This is a genomic window from Paenibacillus athensensis, assembly GCF_004514475.2.
In the GTDB taxonomy this organism is placed as follows: Bacteria; Bacillota; Bacilli; order Paenibacillales; family NBRC-103111; genus Paenibacillus_AL; species Paenibacillus_AL athensensis.
Genome location: NZ_MYFO02000001.1, coordinates 272,634 through 288,191, shown reverse-complemented (window position 1 = coordinate 288,191; position 15,558 = coordinate 272,634). Strand labels below are relative to the sequence as shown.

The 15,558-nt window shown below is 52.9% G+C and carries 16 protein-coding genes and 1 riboswitch; of the genes, 4 read left to right on the top strand and 12 right to left on the bottom strand.

Annotated elements, in window-relative coordinates; genetic code table 11:
* The first annotated feature begins 124 nt into the window (after positions 1-124).
* Together B5M42_RS01255 and B5M42_RS01250 are read left to right on the top strand one after the other, a co-directional pair.
* Positions 125-751 carry a nitroreductase family protein gene (locus B5M42_RS01255; RefSeq protein ID WP_134750480.1) on the top strand — a complete coding sequence of 209 codons (627 nt, stop codon included), beginning with the start codon at positions 125-127 and terminating at the stop codon, positions 749-751.
* A gap of 95 nt (positions 752-846) precedes the next feature.
* Positions 847-1,062 (top strand): hypothetical protein, encoded by a 216-nt coding sequence (locus B5M42_RS01250; RefSeq protein WP_134750482.1) that lies wholly within the window; start codon positions 847-849, stop codon positions 1,060-1,062.
* An 8-nt stretch (positions 1,063-1,070) separates the two neighbouring features.
* Here the strand turns inward: B5M42_RS01250 and B5M42_RS01245 are convergent, their stop codons facing one another.
* Positions 1,071-3,035: an autotransporter outer membrane beta-barrel domain-containing protein gene (locus B5M42_RS01245; RefSeq protein WP_134750484.1), complete on the bottom strand. Its 1,965-nt coding sequence runs from the start codon at positions 3,033-3,035 to the stop codon at positions 1,071-1,073.
* Here B5M42_RS01245 and B5M42_RS01240 point away from each other — a divergent pair.
* Together B5M42_RS01240 and B5M42_RS01235 are read left to right on the top strand one after the other, a co-directional pair.
* Positions 3,002-3,637, top strand: coding sequence for a prepilin-type N-terminal cleavage/methylation domain-containing protein (locus tag B5M42_RS01240; RefSeq protein WP_407946098.1), 636 nt, complete (start codon positions 3,002-3,004; stop codon positions 3,635-3,637). The genes B5M42_RS01245 and B5M42_RS01240 overlap by 34 nt on opposite strands.
* A gap of 11 nt (positions 3,638-3,648) precedes the next feature.
* On the top strand, positions 3,649-4,173 hold the full coding sequence (locus tag B5M42_RS01235) for a PilW family protein (protein WP_134750488.1): 525 nt from the start codon (positions 3,649-3,651) through the stop codon (positions 4,171-4,173).
* Here the strand turns inward: B5M42_RS01235 and B5M42_RS01230 are convergent.
* The 11 genes from B5M42_RS01230 to B5M42_RS01180 all read right to left on the bottom strand — a co-directional run bounded on the left by B5M42_RS01230 (position 4,157) and on the right by B5M42_RS01180 (position 15,483).
* Entirely contained in the window at positions 4,157-4,795 is a 639-nt protein-coding gene (locus tag B5M42_RS01230; RefSeq protein WP_134750490.1) for a copper amine oxidase N-terminal domain-containing protein, read from the bottom strand. The two genes, B5M42_RS01235 and B5M42_RS01230, sit on opposite strands and share 17 nt — an antisense overlap.
* Entirely contained in the window at positions 4,792-5,652 is an 861-nt protein-coding gene (locus B5M42_RS01225; RefSeq protein ID WP_134750492.1) for a hypothetical protein, read from the bottom strand. Before B5M42_RS01225 ends, B5M42_RS01230 begins: the two co-directional genes overlap by 4 nt.
* A 7-nt stretch (positions 5,653-5,659) precedes the next feature.
* The gene (locus B5M42_RS01220; RefSeq protein ID WP_134750494.1) at positions 5,660-6,649 is read right to left on the bottom strand and encodes a hypothetical protein; all 990 of its coding nucleotides are present in this window, start codon (positions 6,647-6,649) and stop codon (positions 5,660-5,662) included.
* Positions 6,646-7,869: a type IV pilus biogenesis protein PilM gene (pilM, locus tag B5M42_RS01215; RefSeq protein WP_134750496.1), complete on the bottom strand. Its 1,224-nt coding sequence runs from the start codon at positions 7,867-7,869 to the stop codon at positions 6,646-6,648. Before pilM ends, B5M42_RS01220 begins: the two co-directional genes overlap by 4 nt.
* A 53-nt stretch (positions 7,870-7,922) precedes the next feature.
* A complete protein-coding gene (locus B5M42_RS01210) occupies positions 7,923-8,753 on the bottom strand; it encodes a prepilin peptidase (RefSeq protein WP_167689668.1) in 831 nt (276 codons plus the stop codon).
* An 81-nt stretch (positions 8,754-8,834) separates the two neighbouring features.
* Complete coding sequence (locus B5M42_RS01205) at positions 8,835-9,233, bottom strand: type II secretion system protein (RefSeq protein WP_230632555.1); 399 nt, start codon at positions 9,231-9,233, stop codon at positions 8,835-8,837.
* A 64-nt stretch (positions 9,234-9,297) separates the two neighbouring features.
* Positions 9,298-10,509, bottom strand: coding sequence for a type II secretion system F family protein (locus tag B5M42_RS01200; protein WP_134750506.1), 1,212 nt, complete (start codon positions 10,507-10,509; stop codon positions 9,298-9,300).
* Between the two features lie 75 nt (positions 10,510-10,584).
* Positions 10,585-11,607: a type IV pilus twitching motility protein PilT gene (locus B5M42_RS01195; protein WP_134750834.1), complete on the bottom strand. Its 1,023-nt coding sequence runs from the start codon at positions 11,605-11,607 to the stop codon at positions 10,585-10,587.
* Positions 11,608-11,797: 190 nt separating this feature from the next.
* Complete coding sequence (locus tag B5M42_RS01190) at positions 11,798-13,468, bottom strand: GspE/PulE family protein (protein ID WP_134750508.1); 1,671 nt, start codon at positions 13,466-13,468, stop codon at positions 11,798-11,800.
* Between the two features lie 50 nt (positions 13,469-13,518).
* A riboswitch (cyclic di-GMP riboswitch) is annotated at positions 13,519-13,602 on the bottom strand.
* A gap of 61 nt (positions 13,603-13,663) precedes the next feature.
* Entirely contained in the window at positions 13,664-14,692 is a 1,029-nt protein-coding gene (locus B5M42_RS01185; RefSeq protein WP_134750510.1) for a lysophospholipid acyltransferase family protein, read from the bottom strand.
* Positions 14,692-15,483 (bottom strand): GNAT family N-acetyltransferase, encoded by a 792-nt coding sequence (locus B5M42_RS01180; RefSeq protein ID WP_134750512.1) that lies wholly within the window; start codon positions 15,481-15,483, stop codon positions 14,692-14,694. The genes B5M42_RS01185 and B5M42_RS01180 overlap by 1 nt, the downstream gene beginning before the upstream one ends.
* Positions 15,484-15,558: the final 75 nt, after the last annotated feature.

Below are 15,558 nucleotides of genomic sequence, written 5' to 3'. Positions count from 1 at the left end.
CCGTAAGTATTCATGTTCATGCAAGCAGGCAAACTTCGTATTCCGGCGATTTTTCGGGTACAATGGTAAAAAAAACGGCACTCGTCGTCTATGAGAACGATCGAACCGTAAGGAGGCGTTGACCATGAACAACCATCACGGCATTTCCCCTGAAGTTGAAGCAGCCCGACAACCCGAACACGAAATTCATCCGCAATTTCTGACTCGCTGGTCGCCGCGCTCCTTTTCCGATCAAGAGGTAACAGAGGAAACACTGCTTAGCCTGTTTGAAGCCGCACGGTGGGCTCCGTCGGGCAGCAATTTGCAGCCTTGGCGTTTTATCGTCGCCCGCACTGCCGAAGAGCGAGCAAGCTTCCATTCATTTATCGTGCCGGCCAACCGCGAATGGTGCGAAAAAGCGCCTGTGCTGACGCTGCTGATTTCTCACAAGCTTGGCCATAACGATGCCCTGAATCCCGCGCATGCTTTTGATGCCGGTACCGCTTGGGGCTACCTCGCGCTGGAAGCTGCCAATCAAGGGCTGATTACCCATGCAATGGGCGGTTTTGAGCGTCAGCAGGCCCGTGAAGCTCTGCAGATCCCCGACGATTATGAGCTTCACGCCGTCATCGCCATCGGCTACCGCGGTCCCAAGGAAGCGCTGGCTGAGAAATTCCAGGCTCGCGAGCTGCCCTCCGGCCGCAGACAGCTATCGGAATCGTTGTTCGCTGGCCGTTTCGGTCAACCTTATACTTTAGACGCAAATCAATAAAATCGCCCTGCAAGAAATAACCCCGAAAGCGCTCGTCAGAGCCCTATCGGGGTTATTTGATTTACGTTATAATGCTAGCAGGAGGATGATCCCGCATGGCGATTTTTATGCTGCTGGCGATTGTCGGTTTTTTGACCGCCATGACGCTGATAATGCTTTCTTTTACCAAATGGGCTCAGGAGAATGCGCCCTGGCTCTCCAGTTTATACATTTATATCGCAATAGGAGCCCTTATCGGCTTGTCTTTGTATGTGATTGCTGCGTATGTGTTCCGCCACTATCACCCCGAAATTCCGGTTTTGCTCGAATAGTCACCCGTTTAAGAGCCCCAGTTATCGAACGTGACGATCGGATTGCTCCCGACGTTGCCCGCGGTGCCGCCCGGCGGGTTGTAGTTAAGCACGATCGGGTAGGTCATATAGCTTGGCATTGTCACCCCGACAGGTGTAGTGATCCCTCCAAAGCTCGGTTTGGGAGTGCTGCCCATATCGACAAAACTGATTTGACCTTCCGAACCAATAAATCCGGCAACGGAGAGTTTATTAATATATTTAAAGTTCAGCTCGCCCTTCGATAAAAACGTCCCGCCAATCGCCAATGTTCCGATTGTTCCCGTCATATTTGTTGAACCCGCATACACCGAACCGCTGACCGATAGTCCTGCGATATAAGGCCACGTCAACTGGCCCGGCGCATAAATGGAGCCGCCCATCGTAAAATTGCCTGTACTGCCATTGTTAAAAGTAACGTTGCGGCCCGAGCTTACGCTACCTGTCATGTGCAAGTTATCCACATAGTTAACGGTAATATCATTTCCAGCGAGCATACTGCCACTGCCGGTAATATTGGACGTTGTGATCGTATTGCGCAGATTGATATCTACCGCTGCACTCAGGCTACCGTTCAGCGTCAACGTTCCGATCGAAAACATTCGGAGGCTGCCGCCACTTATGATTGAACCAGCCGGCATCGTCAATTGTCCGACATTTTGATTAAAATCCACATCGCCCATCGAGCTGACATTGCCGCCTACCGTAAATTTATTAATCGAAGCGTTGAAGGAAATCGAATCTCTGGCCTTCAAGCTTTTAGCCACGGAAATTTCACCGACGCTGCCGTTAAATGTCAACGTTTTGGCGCTGATTTCTCCGCTGCTCACAATCAGCTTGCTTCCCTGACCGACCGTATAGGTTTGGGAAGCAAGTATCGATCCGCCAACGGTCATATCGTTATTAAAGCTGGCCATTGTAATGTTGGAGGTACTTGTAAGACTGCCGCCGATGTCGATTTTGCTGGCACCTCCCGGCATGCTGAAACCGCTGCTTCCGCCTGTCATTATACTGCCCGTAACTTTTAAATTATTGATATAGTTGCTGAAATTAATATTGCCTCCAGCAATCAGATTACCGTTGATCGTGATATCTTGAAAGTCCTGAAAATTGATGTCGCCTGCACTAATCAGATCGCCATTAATCACAAGCGTTGAATTGGAATTTCCCCCGCCCCATTTTACGGAGATATTCCCTTGTGCTGCAGCCCCGTTTCGATTGTTATTAATGTTTAATGCTCCCGGTGCCAGCGTATAATTCGACAACGGCGGGCTCGGAGCCGGCGTCAACGCTTCCGGCGTCAGCGGCTGCGGCCGTGCCGCTACTTGAGCGTCGAAATAGGCATTGAACTGATTGTTGTACTCAGCCCCGGTAATCGCTTGCTGCGGTGCATTTTTCGGTGTAGACGAGCTGCCGTCCTGCAGCTTGTTCGTCACCATCGACTGATTCGGCACCACGGCATTAATGCCGAAAATCGAATTGGTATTGTACGCATACGGATTTGTGTTGGCGCTGCCGGGATCGACCTTAAAACGCAGCTTCGAGCTTTGCGTTCGGGATCGATTGCTGAACGTATATGCTACTGTCGTCGTCTGCTCTGTTGCGAACAACGACTGGCCGTTCACCACGGTCCGCGTATTTTGCAGGTTGCTCAATGTAAGCGGCAGATTATTAACCCGCAACTGTTTGTTATTAATCGCTGTGACCAACGTATTGATCGTGGCTTCGTTCATGCGAATTTGCGACGTGTTGATCGCTTCGGTCAGCGCCCGCTTCAAAATGGCTGAGCCCGACTCTGCGGCATAGTAGGCTTTTTCGCCTTCGGCATTGCGCGTTGCGTTGGTCGCGCCCTGATTGACAAACATCAGCAGCGGGACGGTAATCATGGAAAGCAGCAGCACCAGATAGGTGACGCTTGCCAGTGCGGAACCCCGTTCGTTTTTCATGTATTCCATCGTTTACCCTTCCCTCCTGTGATGTTTTGGGCTATATTAATTTTATAACGAAATCAAGAAAATTACGACAGGGCGTGAGCGATTTGCGGAATCAAAAAGGTCTTACTTTGCTTGAAGTTTTGGCGGCAGTCGCCATTTTGTCCGGAGTCGTCATTACGGTTGCCGCGCTGATCAACAGCAGCGTGACCAGCGCCACGCGGGAGCAACGCAAGGATATTTCTGTGGATCTGGCCAAAACCGTGCTGGAAGAAATTAAGCGCACGCTCAAAAATACGGCTTTGAATTCGACAACGATTACGACATTAAATGCCAGACCCGCCAACGCGGTGATCAATCTGGCCAATCTGCGCCAAGCCGTATCCGCAAAAACCGATATTGCGACCTTTGCCTTTACCGATAGCGGCAATCATACGTATCAAATCATCGTCAGCAATATGCCGTTTACCGGCACAAATAACACGCTGGCTATCACCGACCCGACCGATTCGAGCAAATCGCTTAACTTTAACATTCAGGACTACTTTTCCATCGTTCAGGTCCAAGTCACCCAGCCGCAATTACGCGTCAACTACGTGCTGCAAAGCTATATTGAGAAAAAGTGAGGCGGGCGACCATGCGGATATCCAATCAAAAAGGCTTCACCTTAATCGAGCTGCTGGCCGCAATTTCGCTGATGGCCATTGTGATGGGCCTGATCTTCACGATTCTCCAATCGACCAGCCGCAGCTTCAGCACAATCAGCACGCGGGAGAGCTCGCAGGAGCGCGCCCGGCAAATCGCCGAGCAAATTACGACTGAAGTGCGGCGGGCGCCGCATATCGTCAGTCAAACCGTGAATAACGGCACGATGCTGAATTTGGCCGAATCCAGCGGCGACTATATGCGCCTGAGGTTCGACGCTGCGAATCATACCTTGAGCAAGGAACTTCGCCGCGGAGCGACAGCGGCCGTTGTTACCCCGATGGCTACCAATGTCAGCAATGTGACAGTCGATCTGGCGAATTCGTATTCCGTTACCGTAAACAGCGTCCCTTTTACCACCTACAGCAAAATTACGCTCAATATCGTGTTCACGCTGCCCCGCAATCAAACCTCGACCTATAGCACGGTCATCTACGTGCCTACTTGGAACCAATAGCCGCCGGTGAGTCGGACAGCTTCGCTTTCAGCATGGCGTTCAGCACAGCGACATTATCGGCATAAATGGACGTGGCGATGTAATAGTCGTCCATTTTTTTGTTCTTCCAGCCGCTCTGAATCAATACAATCGCCGATTTGATTTTATCGATCGTTTCCGCCATATCGTAGTCCTGCATATTGGTCGCCAATTGATACAACGCCTGATAGCGGTCCACGTAGCCGCGCATCGCGCTCGTATTGTCGTTTTTAATGCTGGTTGTCATATCTTTGATCAGCCTGTTGTTTTCCAGCGCAATGTATTGATACAGTCCTTTGGTGGCTGCCATGCCGAAGGCGTTTGTCGTATCGTCGAGGAAATTGAGATTAACTGCGCGATTCTGATCGTCCCATTCCACTTTTGCGCCGAGCATTTCCGACAGATTGCGCAGCGGCACGTACACCGAGCCGTCGTAAATGATCGAATCCTGGCTTAAATACGACATTTGGCCGTTGACGGCAATGTTGACGCGTTCCATATACACCTCAATCGTGCGGAACTGCCCCTGCGCCCACGCGGACCCTCCAAATGCCAAAAAGCTCATGAGCGCCAACGCGGCGGCAAGCTTCGTTTTCTTCTTCATGGTTTGTCCCCCTGTCCCGCCTTGCCCATTTCTTTCAGTAGTTTGTTAAACGTATTTTCCACCGAGGTAGGATCGGTGCGTTTTCCGGTTGGTCCCAACTCCACCGGGGGCAGCTCCTGCAGCTTGCCGTCATAGGAGGGTACGGAATACACGCTCAAATTTAAAGTAGCTTGAATATACGAGATGTCGTTAAAAGAGTTATTCAGCTTTTCAGCCAAATTGGCGCCGCCATTATTGCTATCCGCCGCCGTACTTTTCACATTCGTATCCAACTGCCAGCTCGTTAGGCGAATATAACGTTCGCTTTGGTTCAGCTTCTCCAAAAAGTGAATCATTCCATGATACTCTCCCGTAAATACAACTGTCAGCTTGTCTTCCACAATCGGATTCGCCTGACCGGATGGATTCGGCGCTGCCGAAGCTGCCGGGACGTCGGTGCTGACGCTTGAGGAATCGGACGGGAGCGCTCCGCCAGAAAGCAGTCCGGATAACGAATCGTTTGACGTTTTGTTATCGCCGAATTTGACAGAATTCAGCGTAACCTTGGCGTCTTTTTCCATCGATTTGAGACTGAGCAGCAAGCGGGCAACCTCCGGCTTCGTCGGCACCTGCTTGACCAGATCGAGAATTTGCTCGTCCGTCACCTTAAGCGGATTCGGTCTGCTTTGAATGCTTATCTTTTGCTGCTGAAGATTGGCTAAATCGTGATTTAAGGAACGTTCCTTCGTCCAGGCCGGCACCACCAGCCAGACGAGCACCAGCGTATTCACCAGCAAGCCGACGGCCATTGCTGCGATTAAAATCGCATAGCGGCTTTTCAGCCGGTCGACAAACCTTTTCCAGCTCTCTTTATTCATACGCTCCCTACTTCTCCTGGTTTGGATTCTGGTTTGGATTCGCCAAGCTTAACTCCAGCTCAACCTTGTAAAATAGCACATTGGACTTATTCAACGTTTGGTTTAAATCATCGAATTCGGCTTTCGTTTTGGCATATTCCTCGGCAATTTTCGGATCGATATCCGAGCTTACAGGCGCCTGGTAGGTTCGATCGGGTAAATTCAGGTTTAATTTTTCATTCACATATTTTTGCTGCAAGGTGTAGATAAACTGATTCAGCAGCGCCTGGGATTCATCCTCGGCCTGCGGGAGCTGATTTTCCAACGCTTTGGAGAAGATGTCCTTGCCGCTGTTGGCTACATCCAGCGTGGGGGCTGCTGCGCCAGACGAACTGCTGCCTGTCGAAGTCCCGGAGGAGCTTGAAGCATTGGACTGCGTCAAGTCAGTCACTTTCTCAACACGGGATATGCTTTTCACGCTAACCTTGCTGGCAACCCCCGATTGCTGCAAGCGAATTACGTAATAGGCGGCATCCTCCATTTTACCGAATTCCATCGATAAGCTGACTTGACCGGCGTCCTGCGTCTGATTGCTGGTCGGCGTTGCTCCAGTTGCAGCTTGGGCGGTTGGCGAGGCTTGCGCGCCAGCCTGCTGCGTCGAAGACGACGCTTCCATTTTAGCCGTGACGATCCTTGCTGCTTCCGGCAAATTGTTTGTCAGGATGTCAAAGAATGGAATCCAATCCCGGCCTTGTTTTTTAAGCTGGCTAACTTGTTTGTTCAGCTCCTGGTATTGCTTGGTCTGCGGATCAATCGTCTTTTGCTTCATCAGCCGCGCCATATTGGCATTTTCCAGCGCCATCGATTGCTCGATGCCATTCGCTTTTTCGGTCAGACGCAGCTGCACGTAAAGCATGGTCCCTGCTGTTCCCGCAAAGAAAACGGCTGTGGCGGCAAGTGTCGGCAAGAAAATTTGCTGGATGCGCGGTATTTTGGGAAGCAGGTTGATGTTTTTCATACTTCGGACCCCCTAAGTGCAAGCCCCAAAGGAACGGCGTAATACGGATCGAGCTGGCGAATCCCGCCATGCAGCCCGTACAGCTCATCGGAGTGGAACAAGCGGACATCCACCGTCAACCGCTCAGCGAGCGAATCGCGAATATCGGTTAACCGCTCCACGTCCCCGGATAAAAGCAAGCCGTCAAATTCCTGATTGCGGTTGTTCAACGTATAGCGATAAAAATTCATCAGCCGCTCCAGCTCATGCGCCAGCTCGCTGCAATTGTTGCGAAAGTCGATGTCGGGATCGGCAAATTCGGCGAAAAGCGTATCCAAATTACTCAGCATCGAGGTATCGACCGCTGGAGTCACCGCTGCATTGGAAGCGAAGTTAAGCGGGACGCTGCGGGTAATTTTTAACTGATCGCCTTGAAAAATGCTTAAATCACAAGCCGTTTCATTGACATCCACGAGTAAAAATGCGCCCTTCATCTCCTGCAACGGCAAACCGGAATGGAATAACCGTAACAGCGAAAACGCTTTGATCTCCATGCTCGACAGCTTGATATTGGCCGATTGCAGCACTTCTGAATATTCATTAATCAGCTCCTGCGGAGCAGCTACCAGCATGACGTCGCATTGCTGCAGCTGCTGTGTCGGCTGGTCGTCGGCTTCCGGCTCATCGAATAAGCTCTTTCCGCCGCCCAAACCGAAATTGTCTTCTTTCGCGCTTGCTGCTTGCTTCATGGCTGCTTCCAGCTCCTGCGCGTTTTTCTTTTTGTTTGCTTTACCGGCCGACGAACGCTTAGGCCCTGCGGTGTGATTGCTCCCGTTTAATTTGACGAAATCGTAATAGGGCTGCTCAAAAGGCAAATGAATCTGATGCTTGACCTCAAAGTCGACCAGCTTGCCCAGATCCCGTTCGTTAATATCCGGCAGCTTGAGAAATCTGACCATCACCAACTGGCTCGGCAGCACTGTATGAATATGCTTGGGAACGCTGTCGAGTCGGGTCATCATCGTTTGCAGTGTCTGAATCACCTTGAGCGGCTCCTTGATCCGCCCTTCCTCAACCGTACCGGCCGGCAGCGGCTCGGATAAATAATTATGAATAAGCGGAGCTTTTCCGCGGTATAGGCGTATGTGCGTCATCTTGATTTTGGCATCGGTAATCTCAATTCCCAAGGAGGAACGGTCCGGTTTCAGTGCCTGTAGCAGGGAAGCGATCGGATTGGGCATACCTGAAGCGCTCCTTTCATGGAATGGATGAACGTGGATCGAGATGAAGGTTTTTATAACAAGGAAATGTACCACTGAATCAGCGAATCGCCGAATAAGTAAGCAAACAGGGAACCTGCAGCGAGAAACGGTCCGAACGGAATATAGTTCTCCGCTTCGGCTTCTGTCGCTTCAACGGCGGTGCGGGAACGCCAGCGTATCCAAAGTCCATAAAGCGTGCCCAGCAGACTGGCTATAAATAAACTGAGCAAAATAAGTTTGATACCGACAATAAGCCCTATAAAAGCAAATAATTTGACATCGCCCCCGCCCATTCCTTCTTTTCGCAGCAAGATGAGGCTAAGCCAGCCAATGGCAAATAAAATACCTCCGCCAATGAAAAAAGCAATTGGGTAATTCCACCAAGGCAGCGGATGAATGAACACCCGCAATACAATAGCGATGCCAATGCCCGTGAACACAACCTTGTCAGGAATGATCAGGCTATCGAGGTCGGTTTGAATGATGACAATCAGTATGGACACGAACAATAACGACACCAGCAATTCAAGCTGCAGGCCAAAGTGATAGCCGCACAAAGCAAAAATCAGCGCAGTGATCAGTTCATAGACGGCATAACGTGCGGAAAAAGAGCTCCGGCAATATCGGCAGCGTCCGCGCAGCAGCATATAGCTGAGGACCGGAATCAAGTCGAGCCAGATGAGCTGGTGCTTGCAGTTGGGACAATGCGACGGCGGTCGGACGACCGACTTTCCTTGCGGAACGCGCAGTGCCACGACGTTGAGAAAGCTGCCGATGAGCAGGCCGAGAATAAGCAGCACGGCTGCAAGCAGACCCGGATAAACACGAAAAAGCTCCTCGTACATTTCAATCATCGCTGGCATAACTCGCTCCTTTGGCATGAGTAAGAAAGGTAACTCGCGTGGAGTTACCTTTCTGTTTGCTAAAATTTCAAATTGCTCTGCTTATGGGGTAGCAGCCGAGACGCTTACAGAGTAGGTATTAGTTGCAGCTGAATAAGTGATAACAAAAAATCTGCCCGCACCTGTTTGTTGAACAGTTGGAACGTTCGCCAAGTATCCTTCATCATGCAAAGCATTCAAAGCAGCTGTAGATGCAGCAGAATCAGCTCCTACGCGTGTCGTAACGCCAGTATCCATCAAATACCGCGACAACGCATCTTGAATGACCTGAACGGACGTATTATCCGTATTTACCCGAGAGCTATTAAATCCCCGCGTCACCGCCACACCAGCCACAGCGGCCAAAATGCCGAGAATAACGACAACGGCCAAAAGCTCGATCAGCGTCATACCCTTTTGATTTCTCTTCAGTCTGAAACGTGTTTTCATAATCGATTGCATGATTCATTTCCCCTCTCATTTTATTCAAAGCATATATGATTTAACTGCGTTAAATCCGTTGGGATTAATGAAGATTTTCCATCAATTTGAACGACGGCAGCATGACCGCAAGCACAATCGTACCGACAATAACCGCCAACACGAGAATCATAATCGGCTCCAGCAGCGCCTTCAGCCGGTCGGCCATCGCGTCGACGTCGGCTTCATAGAAATCCGCGACCTTTTCCAGCATCGTGTCGAGCGCGCCGGTTCGTTCGCCGACAGCCAGCATTTGCACAACCATTGGCGGGAACAGCCACGAGTTGCGGAACGGCTCGGCGATCGAGCTGCCGCTGCGCAATCCCTCGCGCGATTCGAGAATCAGGCGGGCCAGCACCTGGTTGCCGACGACATTGGACACAATGGTCATCATTTGCAGCATCGGAATCGCAGCGGCAAACAGCGAGCAGAACGTCCGGCTAAAGCGCGACAACGCCTGCTTGTGCCACAGCTTGCCAAACACGGGAACCTTGAGCTTGACCAGATCGAGATAATAGACGCCTTTCGGCGATTTTTTGATCAGTGCCAGCGCAATGGGCGGAATAAACAATCCCACAATGACGAAATACCAGAATTGCTTCATCCAGTCGCTGATCGCGATCACGATCCGTGTCGGCAGCGGCAGCTCCAAGCCCATCGTGGCAAAATTGCCGACCAGCTTCGGTACGACAAACACCATCAAAATAATAACGACGATCACAGTGACGACGGCCATAATCGCCGGGTATACCATCGCAGACTTGACCTTTTGCTTCGTGTAATACTCTTTCTCGTAAAAAACCGCCAAACGCGCCAGCATTTCATCAAGATTGCCGCTTGCTTCACCGGCCCGGATCATATTGATAAAAATCCCGGAAAAGACGCTCGGATATTTGGCGGCCGCCATCGAAAACTGTGTTCCCTGCTGCATTTCCTCGGCCACGCCGAGCAGCACCTTTTTGAACTCCTTGCCTTCGGTTTGTTCTCCAAGCACGCGCACGGCCTCGACCATGTTGATGCCGGCTTTGTACAGCGTAGCAAGCTGCCGGCAAAACACGGTAAAATGCTCGTGCTTCACCCGCGGCCCACCAAAGCTTAAATCGCGGTGCAAAAGGCTTTGGCTCAAGTCAAGCAGGTTCAAAATCCACAGGCCCTTCGCTTTCAGCTCATCAGTGGCCGATTGAAAGGTAGGCGCCTCCAGTGTTCCTTGCGAGTAATTTCCGTAGTCGTCTACAACCTGATATTTGAACTTCGGCACCGTGCTCACCTCCATGCCGCATGAAAAACCGTATGACCAGCGATTCGTTTATGAACCTCGCGAACCCACCCAAATCTACTGCAATTCCGCAAAGCCAAACAAGGCTTCCTTCGCCGACTCTACAGAAATACGCCGCTGCTGCAAAAGCTCGCGCAGCGCCATCTCCATCGTCTGCATGCCCTGTGCCTTGCCGGTTTGCATCACCGAACGAATCTGGTGCACCTTCTCCGAACGGATCAGGTTAGCAACCGCCGGCGTGTTAACCAGCACTTCGATGGCGGCTGCGCGGCCGCTGCCATCGGTTGTCGGCAACAGCCGCTGCGCCATCACGCCAAGCAGCACCGAAGCGAGCTGGACGCGCACTTGCTGCTGGGCCTCCGACGGGAAGACGTCGATGATCCGGTCGATCGTCTGCGGTGCATCTGCCGTATGCAGCGTGCCGAACACGAGATGCCCGGTCTCGGCTGCTGTAATCGCAATGCTGATCGTCTCCAGATCGCGCATTTCGCCGACAAGAATGACGTCGGGGTCCTGGCGCAGCGCAGCCCGCAAGCCGGAGGAGAACGATTCGGTATCGACGCCGATCTCGCGTTGATTCACGATGCAGGATTTGTGCGGATGCACAAATTCAATCGGATCCTCCAGCGTAATAATATGATCGCTTCGCGACCTGTTGATATAATCGAGAATCGCCGCGAGCGTCGTCGATTTGCCGCTGCCCGTCGGCCCCGTGACCAGCAGCAGCCCTTGCGGCTTCCGGGCGAACTCCTCGGCAATCGGTGGCAAGCCCAGCACTTCCATCGCCGGAATCTTGCTTGGGATAAGTCGGATCGTCAGGCTGACGTTGCCCTTTTGCTTGTAGGCATTCACCCGGTAGCGCGAAACATCAGGAATGCCGTAAGACAGGTCCATATCGCCTTTTTCCAAAAAAATCTCATATTGCTCGCTGGTCATCAGCTCTTTGGCCATTTCCAGCGTCTGCAGCGGCGTGAGCGGCTGATCGTTCACCGGCTTCAAATCGCCGTGAATCCGGAACATCACCGGCGAGTTGACGGTAATATGAATATCGGAAGCTTTGCGCTCTTGCGCCAGCCTCATCAGGTCGAGGATCGACACGGGCTTTCGTCCCTTCTGTCCAGCTTATGTATCGTTTGTGACTATTATATCGCAAAAAGTCACAAAAAGGTATAAATTCGTAGTTAATTCGAACTATTTGTACAGGGTCGATGCTCACATTTTTGCCGGAGAACAGTACCTGTACAACGCCCCGCCAGTTGTATAAGAACGCTTACACGTCTTTGCCGGTAACGCGGAAAATTTCCGCCATTGTCGTATGTCCGGCAATGACCTTGCTCAAGCCGTCCTTGACCAGCGGCACAAGCCCACGGCTGATGGCGTAATTCCGGTAATCGCTGTCCGACCGTTTTTGCAAAATCATCGAGCGCAGCGTATCGTCAATCGTCAGCACCTCGTGGATCGCCAAGCGTCCCTTGTAACCGCTGCGACCGCATTCCCCGCAGCCACGGCCGCGCCGCAGCGTTTCCACGGCTTCGTGGCCGTGCTCATGCAGCAGCTCCTTCTCTTCGGCAGTTGGCGTATAGGTCGTGGCGCATCCCGGACAAATCCGCCGGACGAGCCGCTGCGCGACGATACAATTGACGGACGAGGAAACGAGGAACGGCTCTACGCCCATGTCGATCAGACGGGTAATCGAGTTGACGGCGCTGTTCGTATGCAAGGTGCTTAGTACCAAGTGTCCGGTCATCGCCGCCCGCACGGCAATTTCTGCCGTTTCCACGTCGCGGATCTCGCCGACCATGACGATGTTCGGGTCCTGACGCAGCATCGCGCGCAGCCCTTTGGCAAACGTCAAGCCGGTCACGGGATTGACCTGCACCTGATTGATGCCTTGAAGCTGATACTCCACCGGGTCCTCTACGGTGATGATATTGACCTCGTCATTGTTCAGGCGCGACAAAGCCGAATACAACGTCGTTGTTTTGCCGCTGCCCGTAGGCCCCGTAATCAAAACTACGCCGTGCGCGCCGTTAATCCCTTTTTGAAACAACATCAGGTTATGTTCGGACAAGCCAAGCTTCTCGATTTCCGTCAGCGAGCTGCCCAGATCGAGAATCCGCATGACCACCTTTTCGCCGTGAATCGTCGGCAACGTGGAAATCCGCACGTCAACCTTGCGAAACTCTACGTCCATCTCTACCCGGCCGTCTTGCGGCAACCGGCGTTCGGCCACGTTCATATTCGCCATGATTTTCACCCGCGCGATAATGACGCTTTGCATATGCGGCGGCAGCGAGCGTTCGGTCCGCATCACACCATCCACCCTGTAACGTATACGCAAGCTATCCTCTTGCGGATCAATATGAATGTCGCTGGCCCCGATTTGAATCGCTTGAATAATGATCTGGTTGACCGTTTTGACGACGGGCGAATCGTCTTCCTCCGCTTGCGGCTTTACTTCCTCCGCCTCGCGGGTGTTCAGATTTTGCATGATCTGGTCGACCGATTCCTGCAAGCCGTAGTAGCGCTTGATTGCGCGTTGCAGCTCGTCCTTGGAAGCAATCGTCGGCTCAATGCGGAAGCCGGTCGTCATGCGCAGCTCGTCGATGGCGAAATAATCCAGCGGGTCGGCCATCGCCAGCACCAGCTTGTTGCCTTCGGTACGGATCGGCAGCACCTGATGCTGCTCGGCCAGCCGCTGCGGGATGATATTGATGATTTTTTGATCGATTTTCTGGCGGAACAGCTGGATGTGCGGAATGCCAAGCTGGAATTCCAGCACTTCAATGAGCTGCTGCTCCGTGATATAATTGCGCGTAATCAACACGTCGCCAAGCCGCATTTTCAGCTCTTTTTGCTCCCTTAACGCATTTTGCAGCTGCTCTTCCGAAATGAGCCCCGACTCTACCAGCAAGTCTCCGATTCTTTTACGAGGAGCCATCGGCTCTACACCCCCATTTGCGATGAAAACAAAAAAAACCTTTTTCCCATTACAAAAAAGGTCGGTTGCACTACTTGCTCCAGGCTTCCCAAGTGCCCATATACAGGCAGCCCTTCAACGCATTCCTGAAATTCATGTCTATTTTCGGTTCATTCGACTACCTGCCTTAATTAAATCACACAGTCGTTTCAACGGTCAATGCAAGTTTTTCGCTTTCCTTGGAAAACGGCTTCCCAAACGGACACTCCAGGCTCGTCGTACCCGTTCTTGATCGTCCCCAGGCGACAAAACCGATCCGGCCGCTTCGTTGTCCGGTCCGGCTGCCGGTTCCCAGCGCTCCTCGGCGTTAAACCAATAGAACCATTCGGCGGGCGTCTGGCGGACTACCTTTTCCATAAAAGCGTGCAGCAGGTCGTTCGCTGCCCGGCGCTCATGGCGGGCAAATTGTTCATGCAGCTTCAGCGGCGGCTCGAACACGAGCCGATGCCGGCTACAACGCCAGCCGGGCAGACGTTGCCCGTAGAACGGCACGACCGGGGTGCCCAGCTCCAGCGCCAGCATCGCCGCTCCCTCCGGTGCGCGCGTATCGCGCCCGAACCAGCGAACCGGCGGGAAGGACGGGCGCCAGAAGTCGCCGAGCAGAAACACGACTCCGCCGTCGGACAAATGACGCTTGAGCGCACGATAAAGCGCCAGCGGCGGCGTATCGTCATAATCGAGCCCCGGGCAGCCCAGCGCTTGGAACCTCACATAAAGTGGACGCAGCTCCGCGCTGCCGGCAGTCGCCACCGTCAGACACGAATAACGACGGGTCAAATACCAGTAATAGTAAAAAAAATTGCCGACATGCGGCGTATATACGATTGCGCCCCGCCCGGCAGCCAGCGCCTGCCCCAAGTGCTGCTCGCCCTCGACCTGAAAGCGCCGGCCGGCCGTGTGCGGCAGACTATCGGCTTCGACCACGATTTCCAGCAGCGTCAGCAGCAGATTGGTCAAGTAGTTGCGGCTGAGTTGTGCCAGCTCCCGCGGCGACGTCGGACCAAGCAGCGCAGTCAGATTGGCGGCGATCCGTCGGCGCAACGGCTGTCCGCAGACGCGATAAAGCGCCATGCCGGACAGACGTCCGAGCCCATAGACGAAGGGACGCGGCAACAACCTAAACACGCGGTTCAAGCGCTTGACGGCGGGCTCGCTTTGGGTCAGCTTGCCGATCCAGTCGTACATTACGCTTCCCTCCGTCCCGCATCGTCTTGCATAAACCGTTTTTTGTACCGTGCAGTAACCTGATCCTTGTGCAGAACAATGAAGAAATCAACCGTATCGAACAGCGCATCGTAAGCCGGCTCTCCACCGATTTGCGCGCCCAGCCACTGATAGCCCTTCAGCAGCGGCGGCAACTTGCGGAACAGCTCTTTTTCCGTCCATTCACCAGCAAGCTCAGCGAGACCGTCGATGCGGTGCGAAGGCAGCGGCCGGATGCCGAAGCGGTCGGTCAGCACCCCTTTGCGGCGCAGCAGCGTGTAAATGGCATTCAGCTCGTCTTGATTCGCCGGATGGATGCTGGCGCAACCGATCAAATACTCGCAACGGCAGCTCGACAAATACGCAGCAATGCCTTCCCACAGCAGATTAATCGTTTTGCCGCCGCGATACGCCGGCGCTATACAGCTTCGCCCCAGCTCCAGCGTCGTCAGCTGATGACGCGCAAACGGCCCGAAATCGAATTCGGTCTGCGAATAGAACCCGATACCGGCCGCGGCACGATCACCGGTCAGCAGCCGGTACGTGCCGACTACCGCTTCCGTATCCAGATCCTTGACGATCAAATGATCGCAAAAAGCGTCATACGCATCGGTCTCCAATCCGTCATTCCGCAGCAGTCTCATATTTCTTTCTTCCTCGGCAAAAACACGGTAACGCAAGCGTTGCGCTTGCTCAATGTCTTCGGGAGTTCTGGCGAGCGATACTGCCAAACGGGAAATTTGCGGCGCTGCGCCCAAGGTTGTCATGTTCATGCTCCACACACCTTCCACCGGAAATGGTTGCTGCACGCTGGCTTTGCATTTCTCCAACTAGCTCAAGGGTAGCAG